This is a genomic window from Anaerotardibacter muris (assembly GCF_943192915.1).
Classification (GTDB): domain Bacteria; phylum Actinomycetota; class Coriobacteriia; order Coriobacteriales; family Eggerthellaceae; genus Anaerotardibacter; species Anaerotardibacter muris.
Genome location: NZ_CALPCD010000001.1, coordinates 192,249 through 218,874, shown reverse-complemented (window position 1 = coordinate 218,874; position 26,626 = coordinate 192,249). Strand labels below are relative to the sequence as shown.

1 protein-coding gene (running past one end of the window) is annotated in these 26,626 nt (G+C 57.1%); it reads left to right on the top strand.

From position 1 onward, the window contains the following. A protein-coding gene (locus NFR25_RS00825) for a BspA family leucine-rich repeat surface protein (RefSeq protein ID WP_251197354.1) crosses the window boundary here: on the top strand, positions 1 to 26,626 show its 3' portion. 18,467 nt of this gene lie to the left of the window's left edge; 26,626 of the gene's 45,093 nt are visible here — the last part of the coding sequence; the start codon falls outside the window, past its left edge; its stop codon occupies positions 26,624 to 26,626.

Here is a 26,626-nt window from a genome sequence, read left to right as displayed (position 1 = left end):
CACCGCTTTCGCTGGCAAGACCTACACCTTCAACGCTAAGACCATCGTCATCACCTTCACCTCTGATGCATCGCTGCATAAGGCGGGCTTCAAGGCCTATATCACGGGTGGTAAGGTAACGGCGGTCACGGGCAGTGCTGTGTACCAGAACACCGACAACAACATCGGTGCCTTCGGTCCTAATGACGCAGCGGTGCTCGATGGCAAGGGTGCGTGGTTGGAATATGGCCGACCAGGCCCCTATCCGAAGGACGAGCTTACCCGCATCACGGGCGATTGGTTCGGTTCCCGTACCGACCTGGTGAAGCATCACCTCACCACCAAGGGCAAGTACACCTATATCTTCGATCCTGAATTCCTCGGCGGCCGCTTCGGTGGCAACGACCACCTGTGGTGGTACTACACCGAGGAAGGCCACACCCGTGACGACGGCTACGTTGTCAAGCCGAACTCGCTCGTCATCGGTGCTGACAAGGGTTATCCGCCTGAGGATCTTACCGTTGACATCGACCGTGCAACCACGCTGCTGCCGTGGGAGAAGGTCGTTCCTGCTGGCGTGGTGAAGCATGTCGCCACCATCGGCAACTGGCGCGCCATGACCCTGAACCAGTGGTTCAGCTCTTCGGCTAAGCAGTTCGACTCCCTGGGTACCGGTGACGGCACCTGGATCCCCGAAAACCTTGATGAAGTCGAGGTCAATGGGGGAGTGCTCACCTTCAAGGATGAAGATGGCAACGGCTCGTTCGTGAACTCCACGAAGCTGCACCTCACTGCACGCACCACCTACTACTTCTACTTCAACTACTGGTGGGATGCGACCGAGAACAACCAGGGCAACTATGCTGATGGCAAGACCTCGCTCACCAATGTTCCGCTCACCATCGAGCTGAATGGTACGGCCGATAAGAAGGGCACCACCGTGCTCACGGCCAACCTCGCTCCGAACGTCCTGGGCGATCCAGACGATGGCGGCCTTGGTCAGTGGTATTCCTTCACGCCTTCCACCACCGGCGACTACGACGTATGGCTGCGTCTGCCGGGCAATAACGCATACTCCTATGCGAACTCTGAACTGCACATCTCTGGACTGCAGCTGCTCACCGCACGTCCCGCGACCGTTACGGGCGCAGGCCTGCAGAACAACGGCTCGGTGGCTTACAAGGTAGAGAACTACACTAAGACCCTGGTCTACACCTACATCACCTCTGACGGCCTGACCTTCACCGATGAAGAGCATGTCCGCAACTACATGGACGAGAATCCTGGTCTTACCTACTACACCACTGAAGAGTATGTTTGGGTTCCCTCCGAAGGCACCGCGAACTACACCCAGTACGAAGTGAAGCAGGACTTCTTCGCGAACCTGGAGACCTTCGACGGCTCTGGCATCTACATGGACGACTGCCGCAGCGTTGCTGGCATCTTCCAGAACACCGACACTCTGCGCGAGATCAACATCCGCGGTTGGTCCCTCGATCCTTCGAAGGTCAAGACCGATAACGCTCTGTCCACCCTGCGTCACCTCGAGACCCTCATCGTGGACAACGGCACGTCGCTCACCACCAACCCCACCTTCATCGCTCAGATCCCGGGTCACAACAACGGCGCATGGGTTGCAGAGAACGTTACTGAAGACGAAGACAACCCCAAGTTCGACTCCGGCACGAACCGCGTTACCGAGGGCATGTTCGTTCTGAACACCGCTCCTGAGACCTCTACCTATCGTTCTCTCGAGACCCTCTATCGCTACACCAATGGTGGCAACGACCACGGTATCGTTACCTGGAAGTTCCGCTACGGCACCTTCGTGAACTTCGATCCGAACGCTAACGACGCTGAAGGCTACATCCCCTCCATCTTCCTCGAGGGTGGCGAGTCCATCGAATTCGTCGAAGAAGCAGACGGCACCCGCTACGTGCTCTTCCCCGATGGCACCAAGTACGACGCTTACAAGCTCGATGGCTACAATCTGCGCTACTGGAATACCGTGGCTAACCCGCCCACGAACAAGAACGGCAAGCCGCTGCAGGGCATGGAGACCACCTGGGGCTATAAGTACACCGCTCCGAACACTGGCGACGATGACGCGGTCATGATCACCTTCTATGCTCAGTGGTATCGCGACGAGAACGCTGCAGTGAAGTTCGTCATCGACACCGATGGCAACGGCACGGGCACCACCGCTGAATCCACCGTGGGCGCCGACGCTTCGGTCACCACGGGTTACCTGGAAGTTTCCGGCATGAAGATCGGCGACACCTTCCAGCTGTTCAACGGTACTCTCGACGGCCTGGGCATCTACGATCCTGCTAACGGCTACATCATCAACAACGCTTCCTTCCAGGAATTCAAGCGCCCTGGCTACGACCTCATCGGTTGGAGCTTCTACATGCGCCACATCCAGGAAGACGGCACCGTTGGCGGCAACACCTACTCCATCTACTTCGATGAGAAGGATCAGACCGTCCGCCTGTTCATGCCTTACGGCGACGAAACGCTCCTGAACGACCCCAACACCTACGTTGATACCTTCTATGCACTGTGGGCACCTACCAAGGGCTACACCATCGAATACGTAGCTCCTGGCTCGGTATACACCCCCAACATGAAGACCGACCTTTCTTGGATCGACGCAGACCTGCTGCCTGAAGACGGCGACAAGGTCCAGCGCACTGGTTACAAGGTCGCAGGTTGGTATGCACTCGACAAGGACGGCAATCGCATCACGTTCGCGGATGGTTCCACCCTCATCACTCCGCAGAATGCTGGCTCTATCCGCGTTCGTGATATTGCGATCTCCGCTGATGTTGCAAACGTCATCTACCTCTACGTGGAATGGGCTGAAGGCGACATCATCATCGAGTTCAAGCCCAACTGCGAACAGGGTGCGGTCTCCATGGCTTCCCAGGAACTGCCGCTCTCCGATGGCACTGCCGTCAAGAACGTTGTGGCAACGGGCAAGAAGGGTTATCACTTCGAAGGCTGGACCAACGACCGTACCGGCGATGTGTTCACCAACTTCGTGCTGACCGCAGATCAGATCCGCTCCATCTCCTTCATGAATGGTAAGTGGCTCCCCACGGTCTTCACCGCGAACTTCGCTCCTAACGAATACACCATCCACTATGAACCGGGCGAGGGCGCAATGGGCGCTGGCAACATGCCCGACGATCATGCAGTCTATGGCGTTGGCTTCATCGTTCCTACCGTGGGCGACGAGACCACCTTCTGGCGTGATGGCTACCTGTTCACTGGCTGGCTCACCAACGAACCCGAAAGCGAAGACAACCCCAATGGTTCGCGCTTCCTGAAGCCTGGCGACAACATCGCTGACTTCCTGGCAGCTCACGGCGCTACCATCACCCTCACTGCTCAGTGGGAACCCCGTGCCATCACCGTCACCTGGATCGGTGGCTTTGGCGGCAAGGTCGCATTCCCTGGTCAGGAAGGTGCTGCTACCGTCAAGATCACCAAGGGCTACACCACCATCTCTTCGGCTATCGATCCGGTCCGCGCTATGGCAGACACTGGCTACAAGTTCCTCGGCTGGACGCTCACCGGCTCCAACGACATCCTCACCACTGAAGCCATCCTGCGTCTGACCATGCCGGAGAGCGGCTTCTGGCCCTACGAGCAGTCCTTCACGGCTGTGTTCGAGCCCATCAAGTACAACATCGTTTACGACTACACCGTCTCCGGTGGCAAGAACGTAGCAACGGGCACCCTGCCTGCAGATCAGGTCAAGACCTTTGGTGTCGACCTCATGCTCGGCTCTATCACCAACGAGCGCGGCGAAGTGCTGCTCCATCGTGAAGGCTATGTCTTCGTAGGTTGGCAGACCGCCGATGGCCAGTATGTCTTCGATGACAACGGCATCATGAACATCGACCTCACCTCTGTCGAAGGCGACACCATCTACCTGTTCGACAAGTGGGAGCCCTCCAAGTACACCATCACCTTCTATCGTGGTGCGGACAATGCTTCGGGCACCATGGATGTTCAGACGCTCACCTACGACGTTCCTTCTAAGCTGAACAAGAATAAGTTCGTGCGCAATGGCTACAAGTTCATCGGTTGGTCCACCAGCCTGAACCCCAATGCTCCGATCCTCTACACCGACGAAGAGATCGTTTCCAACCTGGGCAAGGATGGCGACAACATCGTCTTCTACGCACGTTGGGAAAAGGTCGATTCCTACCAGGTCTTCTTCGAACTTGACGAAGCTTCCCAGGCTATGGCTACCATCCACATGCCTGCTGGCTACGACAAGGACATGGGCATCAAGGTGAAGCAGGACTTCTTCGTGGCACCGAGCCAGGAGCCCACCTTCTCCCAGACCCAGGAGCAGATCGATCGCGACTACTACCTGGCTTACTGGCGCTACACCATCCAGCATGAAGATGGCACCATCGAAGAAGGCGTCACTCAGGACGTCAAGAAGGTCGCCGTTACTGGCATCATGCACTTCAGCGCACACTTCGCTCCGGGCCGCGTCTACATCGTCGTCTACGAACCAGGCGCATATGGTACCTTCCCGCAGGAAGACAACAAGACCTACTTCGTCGACCTTGAGCCTTCGCTGCAGGGTAAGACCACCTATGTTCCGCAGTTCGGCGGTCAGGCAGCAGGCACCACCCTCGATCCGAAGTTCTTCGACACCAACCTGTCGAACCCGAACAACATCAATAACCCCAAGGGCGTTCCGGGCTTCCAGTTCCTGGGTTGGAGCTGGACCAACGCAGATGGCTCTGGCATCCACTACAGCTTCAACTACACCGACGAATTCGGTAACACCTACACTGCAGAGACCATGCCTACCATCATCGTTGACCGCAGCTACACCTTCACCGCAATGTGGGCACCTTCCGAGGTAACCGTTTACCTCGGCCCGAATGGTGGCGAATGGTATTTGAACGACCAGGCTACTTTTGTCGACCCCGATTCCGCTGCTCCGTTCACCATGACCCCGGGCAACGCATTCGCTATGGCTACCCAGCTCACCGGCAAGGCGGTCGTGCTGCCTGAACCTACCAACATCATGCATCGTGATGGCTTCAAGTTCATCGGCTACACCTCCAGCCCCTCTGGTTCTGTCATCTGGCAGCCGGGCGACAGCGTGCTGGCATCCTATGGTCTGCACATCTACGCGGTCTGGGAGAAGCTCACCTACACCATCCACTTCAACTCCACTGGCGGCACCGCAGTAAACGACAAGCGTGGCCTGGGTTGGACCGACCGCAACCTGTTCACTGGCGTTGTCGAGCCTAAGAAGTTCGGCTACACCTTCGACGGTTGGTACGTTGTCGATCCTTATGGAAGCAAGTGGGACCCCTCCATCGATAAGACCTCTAGCCATTCGCTCTACTCCGACCTGGCTAAGTACCAGTACGCAGACGGCACCATCGCTCCCGACATCGCTGCTTGGGAAAATGGCATCACCCTGTATGCGAAGTGGCTGGAGAACGCTACCACCATCAAGTACATCCCGGCTGTGTTCAATGAACGCGGCGAACTGATCGAGACCAAGGGCGGCTCGGTCACCACCAAGGAAGAGCTCATCAACGTGGTATCCCCGTGGTCCGCACGTGGTTCTTCGGCAGTCGCAGGCACCGGCTTCCACTTCGTGGGCTGGTATTCCTACGACGGCAAGCTGCTCTCCGAAGATGTCGACTTCGCACCTACCAAGCGCGATTTCAACACTTCAGGCGAATACTGGGGCGATCCGAACCACTCCAAGTTCTATGCGGTCTTCGCACCCAATAGCTATCGCGTCCAGTTCGTGGTCAACGGCGGCATCGGCCGTATGGAGGCTATCGACGTTGACTACGGCGAGACCCGCTACCTGCCGCTCAACAACGGCCAGATGGCTCGCGTCGGCTTCGACTTCATGGGTTGGGCAACTTCCCCCGACGCTGGCACCCGCTACGTCGATGGTGCTCAGATCTACAACCTCACCTCTGTTGATGGTGCGGTCGTTTACCTCTATGCAGTATGGAAGGGCAAGGAATTCACCCTTACCCTGAACAAGAACGGCGGCCAGCCCAACGCTTGGGAAGGCATCGCTAAGCCGCCTGTGTCCTACGACAAGTCCGGCAACGTGGTCTACCCAATGATCGCTGGCTCCTCCGTGCGCCTGCCTGACACCATGACCTTCGTCCGCACTGGTTACACCATGGACGGCTGGGTCACGCAGCCTAACGGCAACGACGTCATCATGCCAGGCTCCATCTACTACATGCCAGGCGGCGACGTCACCCTCTATGCTCATTGGGTACCCAACAGCTACATCATCCGCTTCCAGCCGGGTGCTGCAGATGTCGAGCATGTTGAAGAGATGGTCGACGTTCGTGCAAACTACGGCACCACCTATTACCTGCCGAAGAACAAGTACACCCGTGAAGGCTATGTCTTCTATCACTGGATCACCACCATCGATGGCACTACCTACACCTTCGATGACGAAGAGGGCGTACTGAACCTCACCGCTGTTGATGGCCAGGTCATCACGCTCACCGCTGTGTGGACCGCACTGCCGCATCGCGTCTACTTCGACGGCAACGGTGGCACCATCTCTGGCATCCCGAACCCCCAGGAAGTCAAGACGGGCGAATATGCTCACACCACTGGCATGACCGTTGATCGCAAGAACTACACTCTCATCGGTTGGCACTACTCCATGGAGGTCGACGGCGAGACCATCACTGGCGAGATCGACGATCCTGCAACCCTGAAGATCCTCGGCGCTACTATCTTCACTGCTCAGTGGGGTGGCCCGCGCGTCGTATCTTACCTGCCGGGCAACCACGGCACCTTCAAGCCTTATGTTGTCACTGCTGGTAAGGAGACCATGTACACCGACCTGCCTGCAGGTGCAACGGGCGATCAGTATCCGTACCACGGCGACCTGATCAGCGGCGTTCCCGCAGGTGAAGACGGCTGGACCTTCGTTGGTTGGCTGCGTACCGCGCTCGACCTCGATGGCGAGATCGTCTCCGACAAGTACATCATCTCTGCCAAGGATTGGCTAGCAGATCCTGATCTGGCCATGGGCTTCATCGACGATCATGAGTGGTCCATCATCTTCACCGCTCAGTGGTATCGTCCCTTCACCCTTACCTATGACCTCATGGGCGTGGGCTCTTGGGTCGACGGCTATGACTTCGGCTACGATCCGATCGATGGCACCAACATCAGCTTCATCGTAGGCGCAGGCGAGACCTTCACCGTTCCTACTGAATCTGCTATCACCAACCGCGTGGGCTATGTCTTCGAAGGCTGGGCTAAGTCCGCTGAAGATGCGAAGAACCACATTGTGTCCTACCCGAGCTACGATGACGGTGGCAACATCTTCACTGACTTCGAGATGCCTGAACACGACCTCACCCTCTATGCGGTCTGGACCATCCGTGAATATCGCGTCCACTATGCAACTGGTGGCGGCACCTACATCGGTGTTCAGATCTTCCACTGGTATGACGACCATCTGATCCCGGCTAACGATCCGGTATGGCCTGGCTATGCCTTCAATAACTGGTATACCGCCGACAACTCCGGCACCGTACCGGGCGACACCCCCAATGGTCAGCGCATCTACGACAACACCCGCATCTGCGACTTCCTGCTCAACGAAGGCATCACCGACATCATCCTCTATGCATGGTTCGTGCCTGGTTATGCAACGCTGCATTACTTCGTAGATGGCCAGGGCGGCACCGTATCCAACCCGCGCGACTACATGCTCCCTGCTGCAGATGGTGAACCTAAGGGTTCCACCGCTATCCCTGCTCCGGGCTACATCTTCATGGGTTGGTATGACTCCCTGGGTAACCTCGTGGGCACCGAAGCAACCTTCATCCCCACGAAGAACTCCGACGAAGCATGGCTCGACGGTACCAGCTACTTCGCACGCTTCCAGTACAAGCAGTACACCATCGTCTTCGACTCCAATGGCGCAGACTCTGGCAAGCTGCCTGATCAGCGCGTCGCATTCGACGAGGTCGTTACCCTTACCCCGAATGCTGATCGTCTCCAGCGTGCTGGCTTCAAGTTCATGGGCTGGACCAAGACCCAGCTGTCTTCTTTCATGACCCAGGCTGAACTCGATGCTTACCTGGCAGCGAACAACATCAAGCTCTACGAAGACATGGAAACCGTCGTCAACCTGCCTGACGGCGACAACCTGCAGGTCACCCTGTGGGCAGTCTGGCTGAATGTTGGCTATAAGGTCCACTACAGCCTCGATGGCCAGAACGACGTCTTCGACGATCGCTTCCTGGGCTGGATCGCCTACGAAGACAACGACAAGCAATATCCCACCAACTCCAGCGTCACCGCTCTGGACTACGCTGCTACCCACGGTGCACACCGTAATGGCTACAACTTCGTGGGCTGGCAGTACCAGAACGCTCTGGGCAACTGGGTGAAGGTCGGCTTCGGTGAGAACTTCATCATGCCGAACCACGAAGTGAACATGGTCCCCGTTTGGGAAGCCATCAAGTACACCGTTCGCTTCGAAGCATTCCCCACTGAATGGGCAGACGACACCTTCACCAAGTTCGATTACGCTTCTGCACCTAACTATGACGTTCTTGGTCAGTATGCTTCCAGCGTCCACCTGATGTTCACCGACACTGGTCGTCCTTACTTCGAGATGGAAGTCTCCTTCGACGAGCTCTTCGATGCGAATGGTCGCTTCTTCCGCTCTGGTTACGACTTCCTGAAGTGGATCGTCTCTGGCACCTCTAGCGTTGCTGGCTCCGACGTTACCAGCCTCGACGGTGAATACCTGGCTGGTTGGTACGAGAACCTCTCCAATAGCGAAGGCGCTGTTGTCACCTTCACCGCTGTGTGGTCGCCGCGCAAGGTCAACGTAGTGTTCAACTCCTCCGATCCTACGCAGGGCTCTGTTACTGGCGCTACCAACCAGATCTGCTACACCGGCGATGTTGCTCGCGTTGAAGACGTCATCGTCACCCCGGGTTACAAGAAGGCGCTGCATCACTGGACCGCTCGCGTCACCATCACCGCTGACGATGGCTCCATCACCACCAAGACCATCACGCTCACTCCTGAAGAGCTGCTCACCTACAAGCTCGAAGGTTCCACCACCTTCACCGCATACTGGGCAGACGCATTCGATGTCTGGTACTTCGAGGGCATCTACGGCGACTTCTACACCGACAATGGTCACGACGCTGGCCACTCCAACGGTTCAGAAGGGGAGACTCGCTTCACCCACGCTGTTCGTGGCGAAGGCATCCCCACCTACAATGGCGAAGAGAACGGCCTGCCGCGCTCCATCACCACTACCACCTCCACCAAGACCCAGACCTACGCATTCATGGGCTGGGCACTGGCTGAACTCGACTCCACTGGCATGCCGCGCCGCGACCTCCAGGGTCACGTGGTCTATCGCACCACTTCTGACGGCCTGCCCATGTACTTCCGCAACGAGCAGGGCGAGATCATCCGCTCCGCGGACCTGTCGGGCATCATCCTCACCGCTGATCTGAATGGTCTTACCGCAACGGGCGACCTTTACCTGGTCGCGGTCTGGAGCGAAGGCGAATTCGTCATCAACTTCCATCCGAATACCCCGAACCGTACCAACGCTGAGCTCAACCGCCTGAATGGCATCACGCTGGACGAAGGCACCATGCCCACCCAGCTGATGGCTTACAACACTCAGGTGAACCTGGCTCCGAACCAGTACAAGTCCGTTGGTTACGACTTCGTTGGCTGGTCCACCAAGGCGCTGGGCAAGGTCTACGACGCCGACTACGACACTCTCGCTATCGAGGCCGACATCAAGGCACAGGGCGCTGAATTCTATCGCAACATGGCTCTGTTCCCCGCCAACGAAGCGCTCCTGCCTATGCGCAACGATGCCGACCTCTACGCTGTGTGGAGGATCCACATCTACGACGTTGAATTCCTCACCACTGGCGACAATGTTGGTGGCGGCCTGTACGATCGCACCACCAACGAACTGCTCCTCGAAGGCGACGACCGCCTCCTGCAGAAGCAGCCCTACCTGGGTCATCCCAGCAACGAGAAGATCGTACAGCGCGCTCATACTGGTTATGTCTTCGCAGGCTGGAAGTACGAGATCTCCCTGCGCAACGGTGCTGTCATCACCGGCGTTCTGTCCGAAGAGACCGACATCCCCTCCATCACGGTCTACGGCAACACCAAGATCACCGCAATGTGGGAGAAGACCTACTCCATCACCTATCAGCCTGGTGAGTATGGCGCATGGGCAGAAGACACCATCACTGCTGACGGCCTGCGTGGCGGTCGCCCCATCACCAACAAGTACATCTTCACCGCACTCAACGGTCCTATCGACGCTAACTTCGTAACGCCGCTCGACTACGGCGATGGCAAGGGCGCACTGGTCCGCACCATGCCGCTGTCCAACAACGCGAACTACATGTTCGACGGCTGGATCGGCAACGACGGCTCCTTCTATCAGACCGTTGAAGAGGTCATGAATGGCCTCATGTCCAGGGGCAACCTCGTTCTTACCGCAAACTGGCTCTACATGCCCGTTACCGTGAAGTTCGACCCCAACGGCGGTATCCCCACTCCGGGCACCACTGAACTGGAAGATCGCCCGAACCTCATCCCTTATCAGCACATCACGCTGCCTAAGACCGGCACCGTTACCAAGGGTGGCTACAACCTGGTCGGTTGGAGCTACAACGGCAAGGTCTACAAGGTCACTGAAACCACTTCCGACGCATTCCCGGTTCCGCGCTTCGGCGGCACCCTGGTCGCAGTTTGGGAAGAGCGCACCGTCATCCTCACCTTCAAGTCCGAATCCACCAACACCACGGGCGCTGGCTACATCGTCTCTGAGGTTGGCAACAAGACCACCCACGATCCTGGTTGCGGTTCTAACGGTAAGGAAGGCGCTGGCTGGTGCTACTGGCACGGTCTCCAGGGTTGGTACTACGACCTCCAGGGCCACCAGATCATCAAGGTCTCTGGCTTCAAGGACGAATGGTTCAACCGCACCACTGGTAAGGTGGAAATGGTCATCAACCCGGCTGTTAAGCCCAATGGCGAGATGTACCAGAAGAACTACGACACCCTGGCATTCCGCGTTTCCGCTGTTACCGGTGAAGGCCGCGGCTGGCTCGCTCAGGACCAGTACCTCACCTTCTCTGGCACCCCGTATGGCATCACCGCTATCGCTAACCAGGGCTACCACTTCCTGCACTGGGTAGACGTCCATGGCAACGTGGTCTGCGATACCGCTACCTTCGTGGCTCCTGCAGGCTCTTCCGGTATCTGGGAGACCGCAACCTACTACGCTATCTTCTCTGAAGACGAAGACGTAGACATCTACTACGAAGTCGACGACCCCGACCATGCATGGCTCTCCCGTGACATGGAGCTCATCGCTCCTTCCACTGGTACCGCGCTGGGCACCCAGGTTCGCCTGCTGCCGGGCTATGAGGTCATCGGTTGGGTCGACTCCCTCGATCCCGACACCATCCTGCCGGGCACCCAGGGTCAGATCAACTTCTATCCTCCTCGTTACGACTACGTCCACGGTGACGACGGCCGCTCCGGCCCGGGCTCCTGGATCTTCTCCAAGGACAACGAGCGCACCTACATCTGCCTCATCCGTCCGCTGCCCGCAACCTTCACCGTTGAGCACTACTTCGAGAACGAAGATCACCTGAGCTTCACCAAGAAGCTTACGGAGTCCAAGACCGGTCCGTACAACGCACGTGTCCAGGTCCTGCCCGAAGAGGTTGAAGAAGACGGCGTCAAGAAGATCAAGTACCATCTCTATCAGATCGATGAATCCGGCAAGATCATCCCGTCGACTGATGATGGCTTCTATCTTGAAGACATTCTGGCGCCCGATTCTTACCTCTCCGACGGCACCATGACGTGGTACTACGATCCGGTGATCTCTGCTCCTACTGCTGTGGGCGTTATCGGCTTCGACGCTAAGAAGCTCACCCTGAAGCTCTACTACCTGCGTGCAGACCACGACTCTGCGACCATCGTCTATGACGTTGTGAACCTGCCTCACGTGGGCTATGACCCCTATGGCGCTGGCGACCATGGTTCTACCAACCCCACGCTGGAGCTCATCGCTTCTGGCCCGGCTGGTAACCCCAAGGGCTCCACGGTCACCGCACCCGATGGCTACCAGTTCCTCGGTTGGTTCGCACACCTCTCCGATGTCCAGGGCAACATCCCGCCGGTATCCACCGACCTGAACTTCGTTCCGCAGCTGGGCAAGGAACTGCCGGCCGCTGGTCTGGGTCATGGCGATGTGGTCACCTTCTACGCGATCTTCCGCGAACTGGGCGACATCAACATCTACTACTCTTATGACCCGTCGGACGCTGGCTCTGTTTCGCTGTCTCATGACTCCTTTGCTCCGGTCACCGGTCATCCCAAGCCTGTCTACACCACCCCGAATCCGGGCTACCGCTTCACGCACTGGACCCGCGATGACGGACTGTGGGTGGCATACGATGGCACCGTGATCGAAGGTTCCCAGTATTGGACCGAGGCTCCGCAGGGCGTGAACCTCATGGGCTCCACCTTCTTCCCGCAGCACATCGACGACTCCTACATGTCCTACGATGGTCACACGTTCACCGCGCACTTCGTCATCGACGCAGTGGTCTTCACGGTCGAGCGTTATAAGGTCATCGAAGGCAAGGTCGTCTACATCAACGAAGACGGCACGCTGGACTTCCTGAACAAGAAGCCCACCGAGACCCTGAAGCTCTACGCACCGGCTAACTCCAACGTGAAGGTGCTCTTCGATTCCGAGCGCGGCGAATACTACGTTGCTGGCGTCACCATCGCTGGTACCAAGCTTGCCGACGGCATCGCAGAATACTTCACTCAGTGGCTGGGTTACTACTACCTGCCTGACTACGAACTGGCTGTTGAATCTGGCGTCGTGAAGGCAGACGGCTCCCTTGTGCTCCGCCTGTATTACGAAGCTGACGAGAACACGCTGTTCACCGTCGAGCGCTATGTCACCAACGTTGGCGATCCTAACGATCCCACCACCGCCATCACGTCTCTCTATGACACCGTGTATTACGGCGGCGAATACAACAAGAATGGTGCTCCTACCGACTCCTGGCGTACGCTCATGGTGGTCGGCTCCGAAGGTGCTACCGTTCCTGCTGGCTACGTGGGCGTCCTGGCACCTCAGGGCTACCAGTACTACAGCCACGAGAACGAACTGCTCACCGGCATCGTCACCGCCGATGGCAAGCTCGTCCTGCGCATCTACTTCGAGGCTATTGAAGGCGCAGCAAGCTACAAGGTCGAGCACTACTACGTTGATGGCACCCATCACGCAACGCTCGCTGAAGAAGATCCCACTACCATCTCCGGTGTGACCGCGGGTACCTATGTCTTTGCAGATCCGGCACTCTTCATTCCTGCAATGCATGGGCACCCCGGTTACACATTCGCAGAAACCTGCCAGATCTATAACGAAGACGGCGTCCTCGTTACCGTCAACTCCAACTGGTACGAACTCTACGTAGCAGGCGACGGTTCCACCGTGCTGCGCCTGTATTACGTGGGCGACCCGCGCGTCCTCAACTTCGACCTGGGCTCTGGTTCTTGGTCCGATCAGTTCACTGGCCAGACCACCCGTCCTATGCAGACCGGTTCTCAGACCACTCTGCCTACCAAGCCTGATGTTGAGCGCGAAGGCTACGAATTCATCGGTTGGTACATCACCAATGAAGGCACCAACACCGAAGGCACCAATTCCATCGTCACGGCAGATCGCCTCTCCAATGGCGAACTCACCCCGACCGGCTTCTACGCTCCGGGCTCTGTGTTCACCATGCCTGAACTCAACACCGACCCGAACTACGGCGAGGTAAGCCCGTATCTCACCAAGATCGGTGACACGTGGTATTACACGTTGCACGCTGTGTGGCGCGCACTGCCCGCTACCTACACCGTGGAAGTTTGGGTCCAGAACGGCGACGGCACCCTGCAGCGCATCCCGGTCACCTTCCCGAATGCTGACGAGAACGGTGTGCTCACGGGCGTCTATGGCGACACCATCAACTTCAACGATCCTACCAACCCGGTTCGCAGCTGGGGCGTGGGCGCTGACTACCACGAAGAAGCACTGGGCGAAGGCTATGCCATCACCGCTCCTGCTGGCTATCAGTTCTCCCAGTCCTTCACCCGTACGGGCAACGAAGTCCTCCGTGGCTTCGACCTCAGCCTGCCAGTGCTCGGCTCCGTGAACTCCGTGCTCCTCAATAAGACCAGCGGCTCCACCATCTACCTGTTCTACACTGCCATCCCTGATGGTGTCGAATATGTGGTCCGTCGCTATGAGACCCTCTCCGACCACCAGACCAACTACGAAGTGGACAAGAACGGCAACCGTCTCTATCGCGACGCTAACGGCAACGTGCTCGATGGCGAGAATGGCAACGTGGTTGCTCCTGAGGACCTGCGCAACTACCTCATCTACGTGAAGGGCACCGCAGGCCAGCAGCTCCAGGCTAAGACCGCTGCTGAACTCCAGGCTATGGGCATCGCCTTCACCAACGGCGTCGATCACGTGGTCTACAACGGCATCAACTACTTCATCGTCTATGACAACCTGCCTGGCTTCGCTTACTCCGCACTGCGTAGCGATCCTATCAACGCAGGCCTCTACGTTGAAGGTGACTCTTCCAGCGTGCTGCACCTGTACTACGACGCTAAGAAGCAGGACGTCGTCTACGACCTGAAGGACGGCTCTTGGACGCTGGCTAACCTGAACCGCGACGACGGTATCTTCGGCGGCTCCATGAACCGCGTCTACACTTACGACAAGATCACCCTCCCGGTCGGCACTAATGTCGAGCGCGAAGGTTATACGCTGGCTGGCTGGGCAACCTCCGAGGACATCCTCGAAGCAGCCCTGGCATCTGGCGATTACAGCCGCCTGCTGGCACCTGGTTCCCAGTGGATCGTGCCGCCGGCTGGCACCACCGTCGACGCTCAGGGGTACGGCGTGGTCACCCTCTGGGCAGTTTGGCGACCCCTGGATAAGGAATATCGCGTACAGGTTTACCGCGTTGAAGCTGGTAAGGTCATCCGCGATAAGGCCTTCGAACGCGCTCAGGGCTACATCGACGCAGACGACAACACGCTCCTCTCTGCTCCTACCGGCACCGAGGTTGGCTTCACCTCCGCAACGGGCCAGGGTCCGAACTTCAAGCCCATCCCGAATCGTCCGGGCTATGAACTGAATGCAAGCTACACGTCGGTCTATGGCGACTCCAAGCTCACCGGCTTCGTCACCGCTGACGGCCGCATGACCCTGATCCTCTACTACGAGGCAGTCCAGGGTGGCTCTCAGTACCGCGTTGAATACTGGTACTGGGATCCGGTGACGGGCAAGCCCATGAAGTTCGATGAACCTGCTCCGGGCTCTAGCAACACCGAAGGCGTGGCTGCTTCCATCGTCCTGAACGGTACCGCTGGCTATCAGGCAAACGCTAATACTGCAGGCACCAATGCAGCACCGGGTCTCTTCGACACCACCGTTGCAGGCGCACCTGTTGAATCTCATACTGCTTACACGTCGCTGTCCTGGATGTGGAAGGACATCGATGGTTACACCGCAGCACCAGCATCCAGCTGGCGCTACACCGGTGCATCCTACGACTACACCTACATCGAGGGCTATGACGCTCTTGGTAACCCCATCTACAAGACCATCACCATCCTCCAGAACACCTCGTTCGCCTCATCCTATTCCGGCACTATCATGGGCGACCCGAACGAGATGCTGGTTCTCCGTTTGTTCTACACGCCGGCCCCTCGCGACGTTAAGTTCGAGGTCGAGGGCGGCGTGTGGACATCCGGCACTGACACCTTCTCTTCTTCGCCTTCGAAGAAGTACATGACCGGTCAGGTCATCGATGTTCCTCAGGGCACGCATGTAGCACGTCCTGGTTACCAGCTGCTCGGCTGGACCACCGACAAGGATGCGCTCGATGCGTGGAACCTGGATGCGAACCGCGATGCTTCCACGTTCTCCGAAGCGCTCACCAACAGCTTCTATCCCAGGAACTACGAAGTTGGTTCTGCTCTTAACCAGACCCTGTGGGCTATCTGGATGCCGGCAGACACCACCTACACCGTGGAACACTATCGTGTGGTCTCCGAATACGTCGACAATGGCGATGGCACCCGCACCCTCACCAACGTACTGAAGGTCGAGACCTATCCGGTCTACGTCACCACCCACACTGGCAAGTCCGAATCGGCTCTTAACGCTTCTGACATCTACTCCAAGGCCATCCTCGATGCGCTCTACGAAACCTATCCTGCACTGAAGGGTTACGGCTTCTTCGCTGGCTTCAACACCGTTTGGAACGGCGACAACTACCAAGAAGTGGTCACCATCGCATCCCTCAATGGCGACGGCTCCACCACCTTCAAGCTGTATTACGTTTCCCTCTATGTGGAATACGAAGTCGAGATCTGGAAGGTCTCCGGTGAAGGTATCGCTTCCAAGGCTACCGACGCCGATGGCAACGTCATCACCATCAAGCACACTGGTCTGGCTGGCGCTTACGCTAAGGCTGACGCCGAAAAGACCGGTGGCGTGTGGAACACCTACACCTACGTCGATGCCGACGGTAACACGGTCGTGCCCACGCAGCTTACCGACGATGCATGGGTCAACTCCGCAGTGGTCACTGGCTACCACTACAGCCCCGGCACCTTCATGATCAACGACATCTCCTTCACCTCTGATCCTTACAAGCTGATCAACGGTGATGGCTCCAGCGTCATCCGCCTGTTCTTCACGCCTGACACCTACAGCCTCACCCTGGTCATCAATGGCGACACCTTCAGTGACGCTTCTTGGGTGAAGAGCTATTCCGGCGCTGGTAATGCGTTCGTCCAGACCGGCTCGGTCAACGTGGTCTCTGGCTCCAAGGTCTACCTGCCAGGTTCCGGCGCTTCCAAGCGTCCTGGCTACACCCTGAAGGGTTGGTACACCACCAACGATGCGAACCAGATCGACATCTTCGGTGCGATGTCCATCGATCGCTACAACCAGATCCTGGCTTCTGGCGATCCGCACTTCTATCCGACCGGCACCCTCATCTCTGCTCCGGATGCTAACGCGGGCGACACCGTTTACATGTATGCAGTTTGGGTAGCAGACGAATCTGCTTACCAGGTTGCGTACTACAAGGTGGTCAACGGTGTGGCAACGCTGGACTACACCAACAAGAACGATGCCTTCAAGTTCGCAACGGGCGACACCTTCAGCCTGCTCGACAACGATGGCAACCTGAAGCCTGAATACGTGCTGCCCACCGACACCACGTTCATGGACGGCTCTCGTGAATACGACTTCCGCGGCTACACGCTCGACCTGCTGCACGCTAATTCGCTGCTCTCTGCGGTCATCTCGGGCGACCCGCTGCATCCTACCGTGTTCCGCGTGTACTACGATGCGAACAACGACACTGAATACAAGGTTCACCACGTATTCGTCGATGGCGACGGCAACACCTTCGAGGTGCTCACCGAAATGCGTCAGGGCGAAACTGACACCGAGATCCAGCCTTCCGACATCGGTCTGGCATATCAGGACAAGGTGAACTACATCTATGGCGAGATGCGCGACGGCACCCTGTACCTCATCTACACGGGCGCTGACGGCACCACCTATGAATACGACTTCCAGGGCTACAAGTTCCATCCGAACTCTGACGGCACTGTTCCGGGCACCAACCTGCAGACCAGCCTTGCTGCTCACATCTCTGGTACTGGCAAGACCGAGTTCACCCTGTACTACGTTGCTGAGGCTCTGCCGCTCACCTTCCTGCTGGGCGACAACGCAACCTCCACTGACATGGCGAACCGTAACTGGACCTCTGGTGCAGCTAACATCTCTGGTGTCTACAAGGTTGGCAAGACCCTGAAGGTACCGAGCGCAGACGCTGCTAACCGCCTGGGTTACGAACTGGTCGGTTGGTACGCTGGCGATGACTACGCGATGTTCACCAACCTGGTCGGCTCCGAATCCATCGCTTGGACCGATTGGCTGGCAGCTAACCCTGGCATCGACAAGTACGGCATCAACCCGCTGTTCATCCCTGCTGGTGGCACCTTCAAGATGCCTCAGGGCGCAACCACCCTCTATGCAGTGTGGCGCGCTAAGGAGATCACCTTCACCGTCGATCGTTGGCAGATCACCGGCGGTACCCAGGCAGACAAGCTCACCACCCTTGAATTCAAGGGCTATGCAGGCGACACCGTTTCCTTCGTCGATCCTGAAGCACCTACCGCTACTAGCCCGGTCTACGAACTGAAGGCTGACGGCACCCTGGGCATCAAGATGGTCGACGACGGCTTCGGCAACCTGATCCCCGATACCAAGACCATCGTGAAGAACGTTTGGGAAGTTCCGGGCATCGCTGGTTACCACCTGTACGATCCTGCTAAGGGCGACACCCCGGCAGACGCTACCGTCAACGGCGTTGACTACTCCCAGAAGATCGTCACCACTGGCGTTATCGAAGAAGTTGCTGGTATGCCGCTTGGCCTGCCGAACATCGTCCTCGTCTTCGTCCCGAACAACGACACGCCGTTCAAGATCTACCACCACCTGGTAGAGGGCGACGGCGACGTGGTGGACATCTTCTATGATGGCAAGCAGTTCTACACCACCGGCACGGGCAAGACCGGCGCCTACATCGACGAAGCTACGGGCCGCACCTACGAACTGGGCTCCTGGCTCGACGCAGAGGGCAACAGCTGGGCATTCCTCATCAAGGGCTTCACCTTCGGTGAATATGAGCTCCAGAAGCTCTCTGGCACCATCCTGGCAGACGGCTCCATGGAACTGCATCTTTACTACCTGGCAGACCGTCAGCAGCTGAACTTCGAACTGGGCTCCATCAACCCCGACGATGGCACCTATAACAACGGCGCAACCTGGCGTGGCTCCAACCCCTCCACCGACATCTACAAGACCGGTGAGAAGGTAACGCTGCCGAACTCCTCCGTGGGTATCCGCCCGGGTTACACCCTCTATGGCTGGACCACCACCCTCGATGGCTCCGACCTCAACGGTATGGTCTCCAACCAGTGGATCCTCGACCACGCTGGTCAGATCTACCTGGCAGGCGATCCGTACGCCTTCACCATGCCGAACGAAGAGACCACCCTCTATGCAGTGTGGATGGCTAACAACTCTGAATACAAGGTCATCGTCAACGCGCTCCAGGGCGACGGCACCACTGAAGAACTGGCAACTTATCTGCGCACTGGCGTTACGGGCAACTGGCTGGATTACTCCGATCCTGCACATCCGTTCGAGGCTCACGCAGATGATCACGACAACATCTATGCATGGCTCCAGGCTATCCTCATCGCTGCTGGCTATGAGATCGACCCGAATCCGCTCAACCCGCTGGGTGACGCATTCGGTTACCTGAACGCTACTGGCGACGACGCTACCGCAGCTGGCATCGACCAGACCGTGCTCTACATCTACCTGCGTGCTATCGAGAACGGCACTCACTTCTACGTCGAGCACTACACCGTTGATGTGAACGACGCTGGCAACCTCCAGAACCCGAACCTGATCGATCGTCAGGACATCCTGGGTACCGCTGGTCAGTACATCCGCGTCGATGCTCCTTACACCGGCGTTGGCACCGCACCTGAAGACGGCTGGCGCTACGAAGAACTGGTGAAGACCCTCATCGGCTTCACCTACGATCCGGCATTCTCCAAGCTGCTGCCTGAGAACTCCAGCCTGGCTCAGCTCTATGCCACCATCGCAACTGGCCGTATCACGGGCCATGTGGGCGACTGGACCGACGACGGCGCACTGGTGCTCAAGCTGTACTACACCGTAGACGCTTACACCATCACCTATAAGAGCCTCGGTGGCACCATCACCGAAGCAGATGGCACCACAGCAGAGAACGTCGATCGCACGGTGTATTACAACCACAAGTTCACCCCGCTGCCCGAAAGCATGGTGAAGAAGGTCGGTTACGAACTGATCGGCTGGCTGGACACCGACACGGGCACCGTGTATGACATCAACGAAGACGGCACCTTCGATGAACTCGTGTTCACGTGGGGCAATGACAAGGTCTTCGAGGCTGTCTGGAAGGCGAAGCCTGCAGACGTTACCGTGGTACACATCAAGGTGAACCACGAAGGCGTTGGCACCATCGCTAAGACCGACGTATACAAGGACGCTAAGGACGCAGGCCTTACCTGGACCGTGGCAGAGAAGGACTTCACCACTCCGCACGATTCCGAGACCTACACCAACCGCTTCGGCAAGGTGAACACCAACATGGTCACCACCCTTGAGGATTGGTACTTCTGGCGCGGCTACACCCACATCATCTACGATCCGTTCAAGCAGGATGGCTCGCTCATCTCTGTCGAGATCGATGGCGTTACCTACACCACTTCCGCTGACTCCACTGGTTACGAGCGCGAGGTAGTGCTGGCTGACGGTTCCACCGTGGTATACGTGTTCTACTACGCGGGCTACTATGAGAACCCCATCGATCCTCCGATCCCGCCTGATCCCGATCCATGGCCAGGTCCTGGTCCTGATCCCGATCCATACCCCGATCCTGATCCGAACCCTTATCCGGATCCGGTTCCGCCGTTCCCTGATCCCGATCCAGACCCCGATCCTGATCCTACCCCTGATCCGATCGATCCTGATATCGATCCGGACGACCTGATCAAGATCAAGTACACCGTCAACCTGTACAAGATCGACGGCAATGGTAACCGCATCCTGGTGTCCACCAACACCTATAAGGGCTATGCAGACTCCATGATCTGGGCTGACGCTAACAACAATGGCATCACGCCGGGCATGTATGGCAACGACGACTGGTATGCGTACGACATTCCTATCGAGGGCTATACCTACCTCGACGAAGGCGCACCTCAGGCTGGCTACTATGCTGCTAACCACGCACTGTGGTACACCACGGACCACGGTCTGCTGAAGGCATCGGGCTACAGCAACCGCCTTACCCTGAATCTGTACTACGAGGCAGACGAGCACACGCTCACCCTGAACCTCGACCCAGATACCACCAAGGGTACCTTCACGGCACCTGCTGGTTGGACCATGTCCAGCGATGGTCGCTCCATCTCTGCTACCTATCGCACGGGCCAGACCACCGTCCAGCTGCCGGCAGATCTCATCGGCACCAATGGTCGCCACGACAACACCGCTGCTGATCCGTTCCGCAACGGCTATGAACTGGTCGGTTGGGCAACCAATTCCGATGTTGCAGGCACCATCGCTGAAGCATCCAAGATCAAGGCTGACGAATATCGCAACGATCCGCTGCGTCTGGTCGCTGCTACCGCAGACACCTACCTGGCAGAATCCATCGCGAACCCGGCAGCAAACGGCATCTACAGCCGTCCGCTCTACACCGAAGACGGCACGTCGTTGATCATGCCTGCTACCGACCTGCAGCTGTGGGCTATCTGGTCTGCTGACGCTAATGCGCAATACACCGTGAACCGTTATAAGGTAACGGGCGAGGGCAACGTGGTACTGGTATCCACCGACACCTACACCGGCTATACCGACTCCACCATCACCGCCGACAAGAACTACATCGTTCGCACCACGGGCACTACGCCTACCGATACGAACGAGCACTTCTACTTCGGCTATGACGCTCCGCTGACCGGTTACACCTACGAGCGTGTGTTCCCAGACACCATCACACTGCCTGATGGCACCGTGGTCGCTGTTCCGGGCGCAGGCACCACCTCTACCTATGAAGGCATCGTGGCTGCTGACGATTCCCTCGTGCTCGACCTGTACTACGCACCGTATAAGCTCGACGACGATGGCAATCCGCTCATGTACAAGATCGACTTCCACACCGCACAGGGTCAGTGGAGTGCCGATCCCGAGAAGGACACCGACAACATCCGCACTATCTACTACTTCGCGGAACAGAACACGGCAAGCCTGTTCCAGGACATCGTACGTCCTGGCTACGACTTCCTCGGTTGGACCACCGACAAGCGCGTTGACAACGTGAAGGGCAACGAAAGCCGCGATATCGCTAAGGACGGCACCGATCCGGTTGTCAACTATCCTGGTTGGGACACCACCGCTGATGCGTATCTGAACTCCGCTCTGGCAGGCGTAGACCTTACTGACGGCCTCTCTAAGCACTTCACCAACCTGGGCTACGGCTTCATCATGCCGGGCGCAGATGTGACCCTGTACGCCGTCTGGTACGCTCAGAGCAACGTTCTCTATCAGGTCGAGCACTACCGCGTTGACGGTAACGGCAAGGTGAAGGACGTTGTGGTCGACACCTTGTACGCTGTTACCGACGAGCCGGTCGTCGCTATCGACCACGTTGGCGACGACGACACCAAGGTCGACTACACCAACCGCGGCCAGAAGTTCATCGAAGACGATCAGTTCATCGGCTACGACATCATCGCCGATGGCGACACCATCACCTATAAGGACAAGAACGGCAACACCGTTACCGCTCAGAACGTCCGCTATGGCACGCCTGATGGCGCAACCACCCTGGTGCTGAAGCTCTACTACACCGCACGTCCGCTCACCCTTACCTTCGAAGCTGGCTACGGTACGTGGGACACCATCGACTCCAGCGTTCAGGGCAGCCAGAAGAAGGTCTACCCAGTCCATGCTGAAGAGCAGTTCCGCATCGGCTATGACTACTTCGACGTCACCCGTAAGGGCTACGACCTCATGGGTTGGACCCTCATGAGCGAATACGAAGTCGATGGCAAGATGATCTCCACCATGAATGCTAAGGGTCGCGACGCAGACAACCTGTTCGACGCTCTTGACCGTGCAGGTCTGATCTACGCCGAGCAGGACATCTTCACCATGGGCATCACCGATACCACCCTCTACGCAGTCTGGGCACCGCGCATCTACACGCTGCGTCTTGATCCGGGCACCTACACCGATCGTGATGAAGCTGCATGGCGTGGCACCATCCGCCTGATGACCGACGAAGAATACCAGCTGCCGGGCTCCATGGTCCTCCAGCGCGAAGGCTATGAACTGGTCGGTTGGTACTACAAGTGGAACGTCGACGTTGACGGCTACGACGATCCGGTCAACGTTGGTACCTCTGAAGGTAAGGCTTCCCAGCTGGCTGCTGCTATCGCAATGCTCGACTCAGGCATCGATCCAGCAACGGGCGGCATCAAGTTCACCCTGAACGACGCTAACCACATCTACACCATGCCGGCAAGCGACGTTCGCCTCTACGCTGTGTGGCGCGCAAACGGCGATACCGAATACACCGTTCGCTACTACAAGGTAGACGGCAACGGCGAACTGGAAGTTTGGCTCGAGGTTACCGCTAAGGGTATCACCGGCGAGACCTACAAGATCGCTAACCCCCATAACGCAACCGAGGTTGCCAACGCTTCCTACAAGGCTCAGCTCGAGGCTATCGATTGGCGCGGCTACTTCGCTAACGAAACTGGCTTCACGCTGTTCAACGGCAACCGCCACGGCTTCGACACCAGCGACCCCACGCTTACGTGGAACACGCTCATGTCCGCTGCAGCTATGGGTACCATGGCAAGCTCCTTCACCGATCAGGTCAAGGGTAATGTCTACGCAACCATCGCAGGCGACGGCTCCTCCGTTGTTTCCGTCATCATGGAATCCGAGCCTCTGAACCTCATCATCGTCGGTGGCGACTATGGCGAGTGGCAGACCCCCGATGGCTCCATGCCTGATCCTTACAAGGGCTACGTGGTAGACGCTGACGGCAACGGTGGTGTACGCAGCGAGCAGAACCTGCAGCTGCCTACCGCTGATGAACTGAAGCGTCCTGGCTACACCCTGGTGGGTTGGTACTACACCGACGCTGCTACCAACCTGAAGGGCAACGCATCCATCGCTGCAGCACTGGCTGCGGCAGCCGATGGCGGCACTACCGACGGCGTGGTCCACTTCACCCCGCTGGGTCAGACCTTCTTCATGCCTACCCATGACGTAACGCTCTATGCGGTATGGCAGGCCAACGAAGACACCCCGTATCAGGTTGTCCGCTACATCATCAACGGTAACGGTGAGCGCGTGGTCTATGACACCATCATCCACTACGGTGTTACCGACGAAGTTGCTTCCGCAGTTGAATACGATGCGAACAAGCAGTACTACTGGAACATCGATAACGAACCCATCAAGGGCTACAACTACATCAAGGAAGGCACCAATGTCACCTACAATAAGGACGGCCTGCCTGTTACCACCACCTCCACCGAGACCGGCGTGATCCTTGGTCATGGCGACTGGTCCACCTGGTCTGTGGGTACCGATACCGACAATAACGGCGTCTACATCGTTCCTGACGGCGAACAGCTCCTGCAGCTGTGGCTCTACTACGATGCAGATGAATTCAAGCTCATCATCGACCTGGGTGTGGGCTACTGGACCGACGACGCAGTCGAGCCTAACGCTCCGTTCTACGCATTCCCGGCATTCCCGGGCCAGCACACGGGCGTTCATGGCTACAAGACCGGCACCACGCTGGATCTGCCTATCGACGTTCGCTATGACGGCCTGGTATACGCTCCGGTGGATGCTCAGAACCGCCCCTACAGCCTGAAGGGCTACGCTTGGGACGACGGCGGCTATATCTTCGTTACCTTCGCAGATGGTCGCGTTGAATTCATGTCCACCTTCGACGTTATCCAAGGCGCCATGACCCTGAACGGTCTTGACAACTTCGCATACGTCCAGGCGCTCATCGACTCTCAGCTCTACATCCAAGCAGACGATGTTTCCCGCACCTTCAACATGTGGGACGAAGACGTTACCCTCTATGCGATGTGGGCAATGTCCGTCCAGCCGCTCACCTTCATCCCGGCTGGTTATGCAGACATCAACGATCCTGAATACGGCGAATCCGTTGGTTCTCTCTATTATGTCTACCTGAATTCCGATGGCACCATCGACGAAGAGAACACCACCGCTCCCGCTAAGGGCGCTTGGAACACTGAAGATGGCAACCCGCCTGCTGGTTACGAAGACCGCACCAACCACAACATCTCCGAGATCATCGTCATGCCTTCCTTCGACATGATGGTCCGTCCGGGCTATACCTTCCTGGGTTGGTCCACCAAGCTGGGCGCTACTAGCCCTGATGATGACCTGTGGTACAAGGACTACGACGGCGACGGCGAGATCGACGCTCCTACTGGCTGGGCAATGCCTCCTGAGGAGACCATCCTCTACGCTGTCTGGAAGGCTGATGAGATCGAGCTCTGGTACGACCTGATGGATCCAGACCTTGATATGATGCCGCCCACGATGGGTCTTATTGATTGCGTTACCAACGTCAGCGATTTCGTACCTACCAAGGATGGCTACGTGCTAAAGGGTTGGGCCGTTGATCCTGACTCGGGTGACGTTGCATATCAGCCTGGAGACAAGTACGAGATGCTTCCACCTGTTCTGGTCGAGATGACCGACGATGACGGCAATCCTTACTGGAAGCCTATGAATCCGAACATCCTTTACGCTGTTTGGGATACGGCTGGTGTTGAGATTCAGTACTGGTCCTATACTCCAGATTCACCATATGATTATGTGCTGATTCGTACGGAAACGGTTCAGCTTACGGACTTGTTCGACTACAGATATGATCAGAACAAGGACGATGACCCAACGAATGATTACATTTCTATGTATGCATACGGTTGGTACGATCAAGATTTCTGGAACGAATACAATCAGCAGTGGGTTGATGATAATGGCTTTGAGCCTACAATTCAGTACATTGCCGATGATTGCGGATGGGATGGAGTTAGCCCACTTCTGTTCTACGCTCATCTTGAGTTGCGATATATCGAAGTTACGTACTATCCGAATGGCTATGAAGAGTTTGAGTACATTGAGATGGTACAGCAAATCGCTTGGACCGATAGTCCTTATCTTGACGTTGTTTGGTTGGGTTATGACTTGTATGGCGAGATGGACGACTGGGGCGACTATATTGACCCATATATGACTGTTGGCGATATCCTGATGAATCTGCTCCAGACTCCGCTAGAAGATACTCTGAATATTTATCTTGAGTGGTTCTATCGTCCGTATGAGATTACGTATATTCTTCCAGACTTTGAGGATGTTCAGGTTGTGGGTTATTACGATGAACTGTCGTTGTATGTTCCCGATGAGAGGGAAGGTTATGAGTTTATTGGTTGGTTCACAGAGCCAGATGGTGAAGGTGAACAGATCTTTGACGGAATGGCTTACGCAGAGTTTGAGTACGACGACTCGGTTATGAGTAGGGAACTGTATGCGTACTATATTCCGCTAGAGTATGAAATCACCTATGTTCTGCCTGATTCTGTAGAGACCCAAATTGTTGAATTTCAGGGTGAGCTGTCGCTGCTTGTTCCAGACGATGTAGATGGTTATGAATTTGTTGGTTGGTTCACAGAGCCAGATGGCGAAGGTGAACAGATTGTTGACGGAATGACTTACGCTGATTTTGAGTGGGATGCTACGGTCATGGGTAGGGAACTGTATGCCTTATTTGTACCTCGCAGTTAG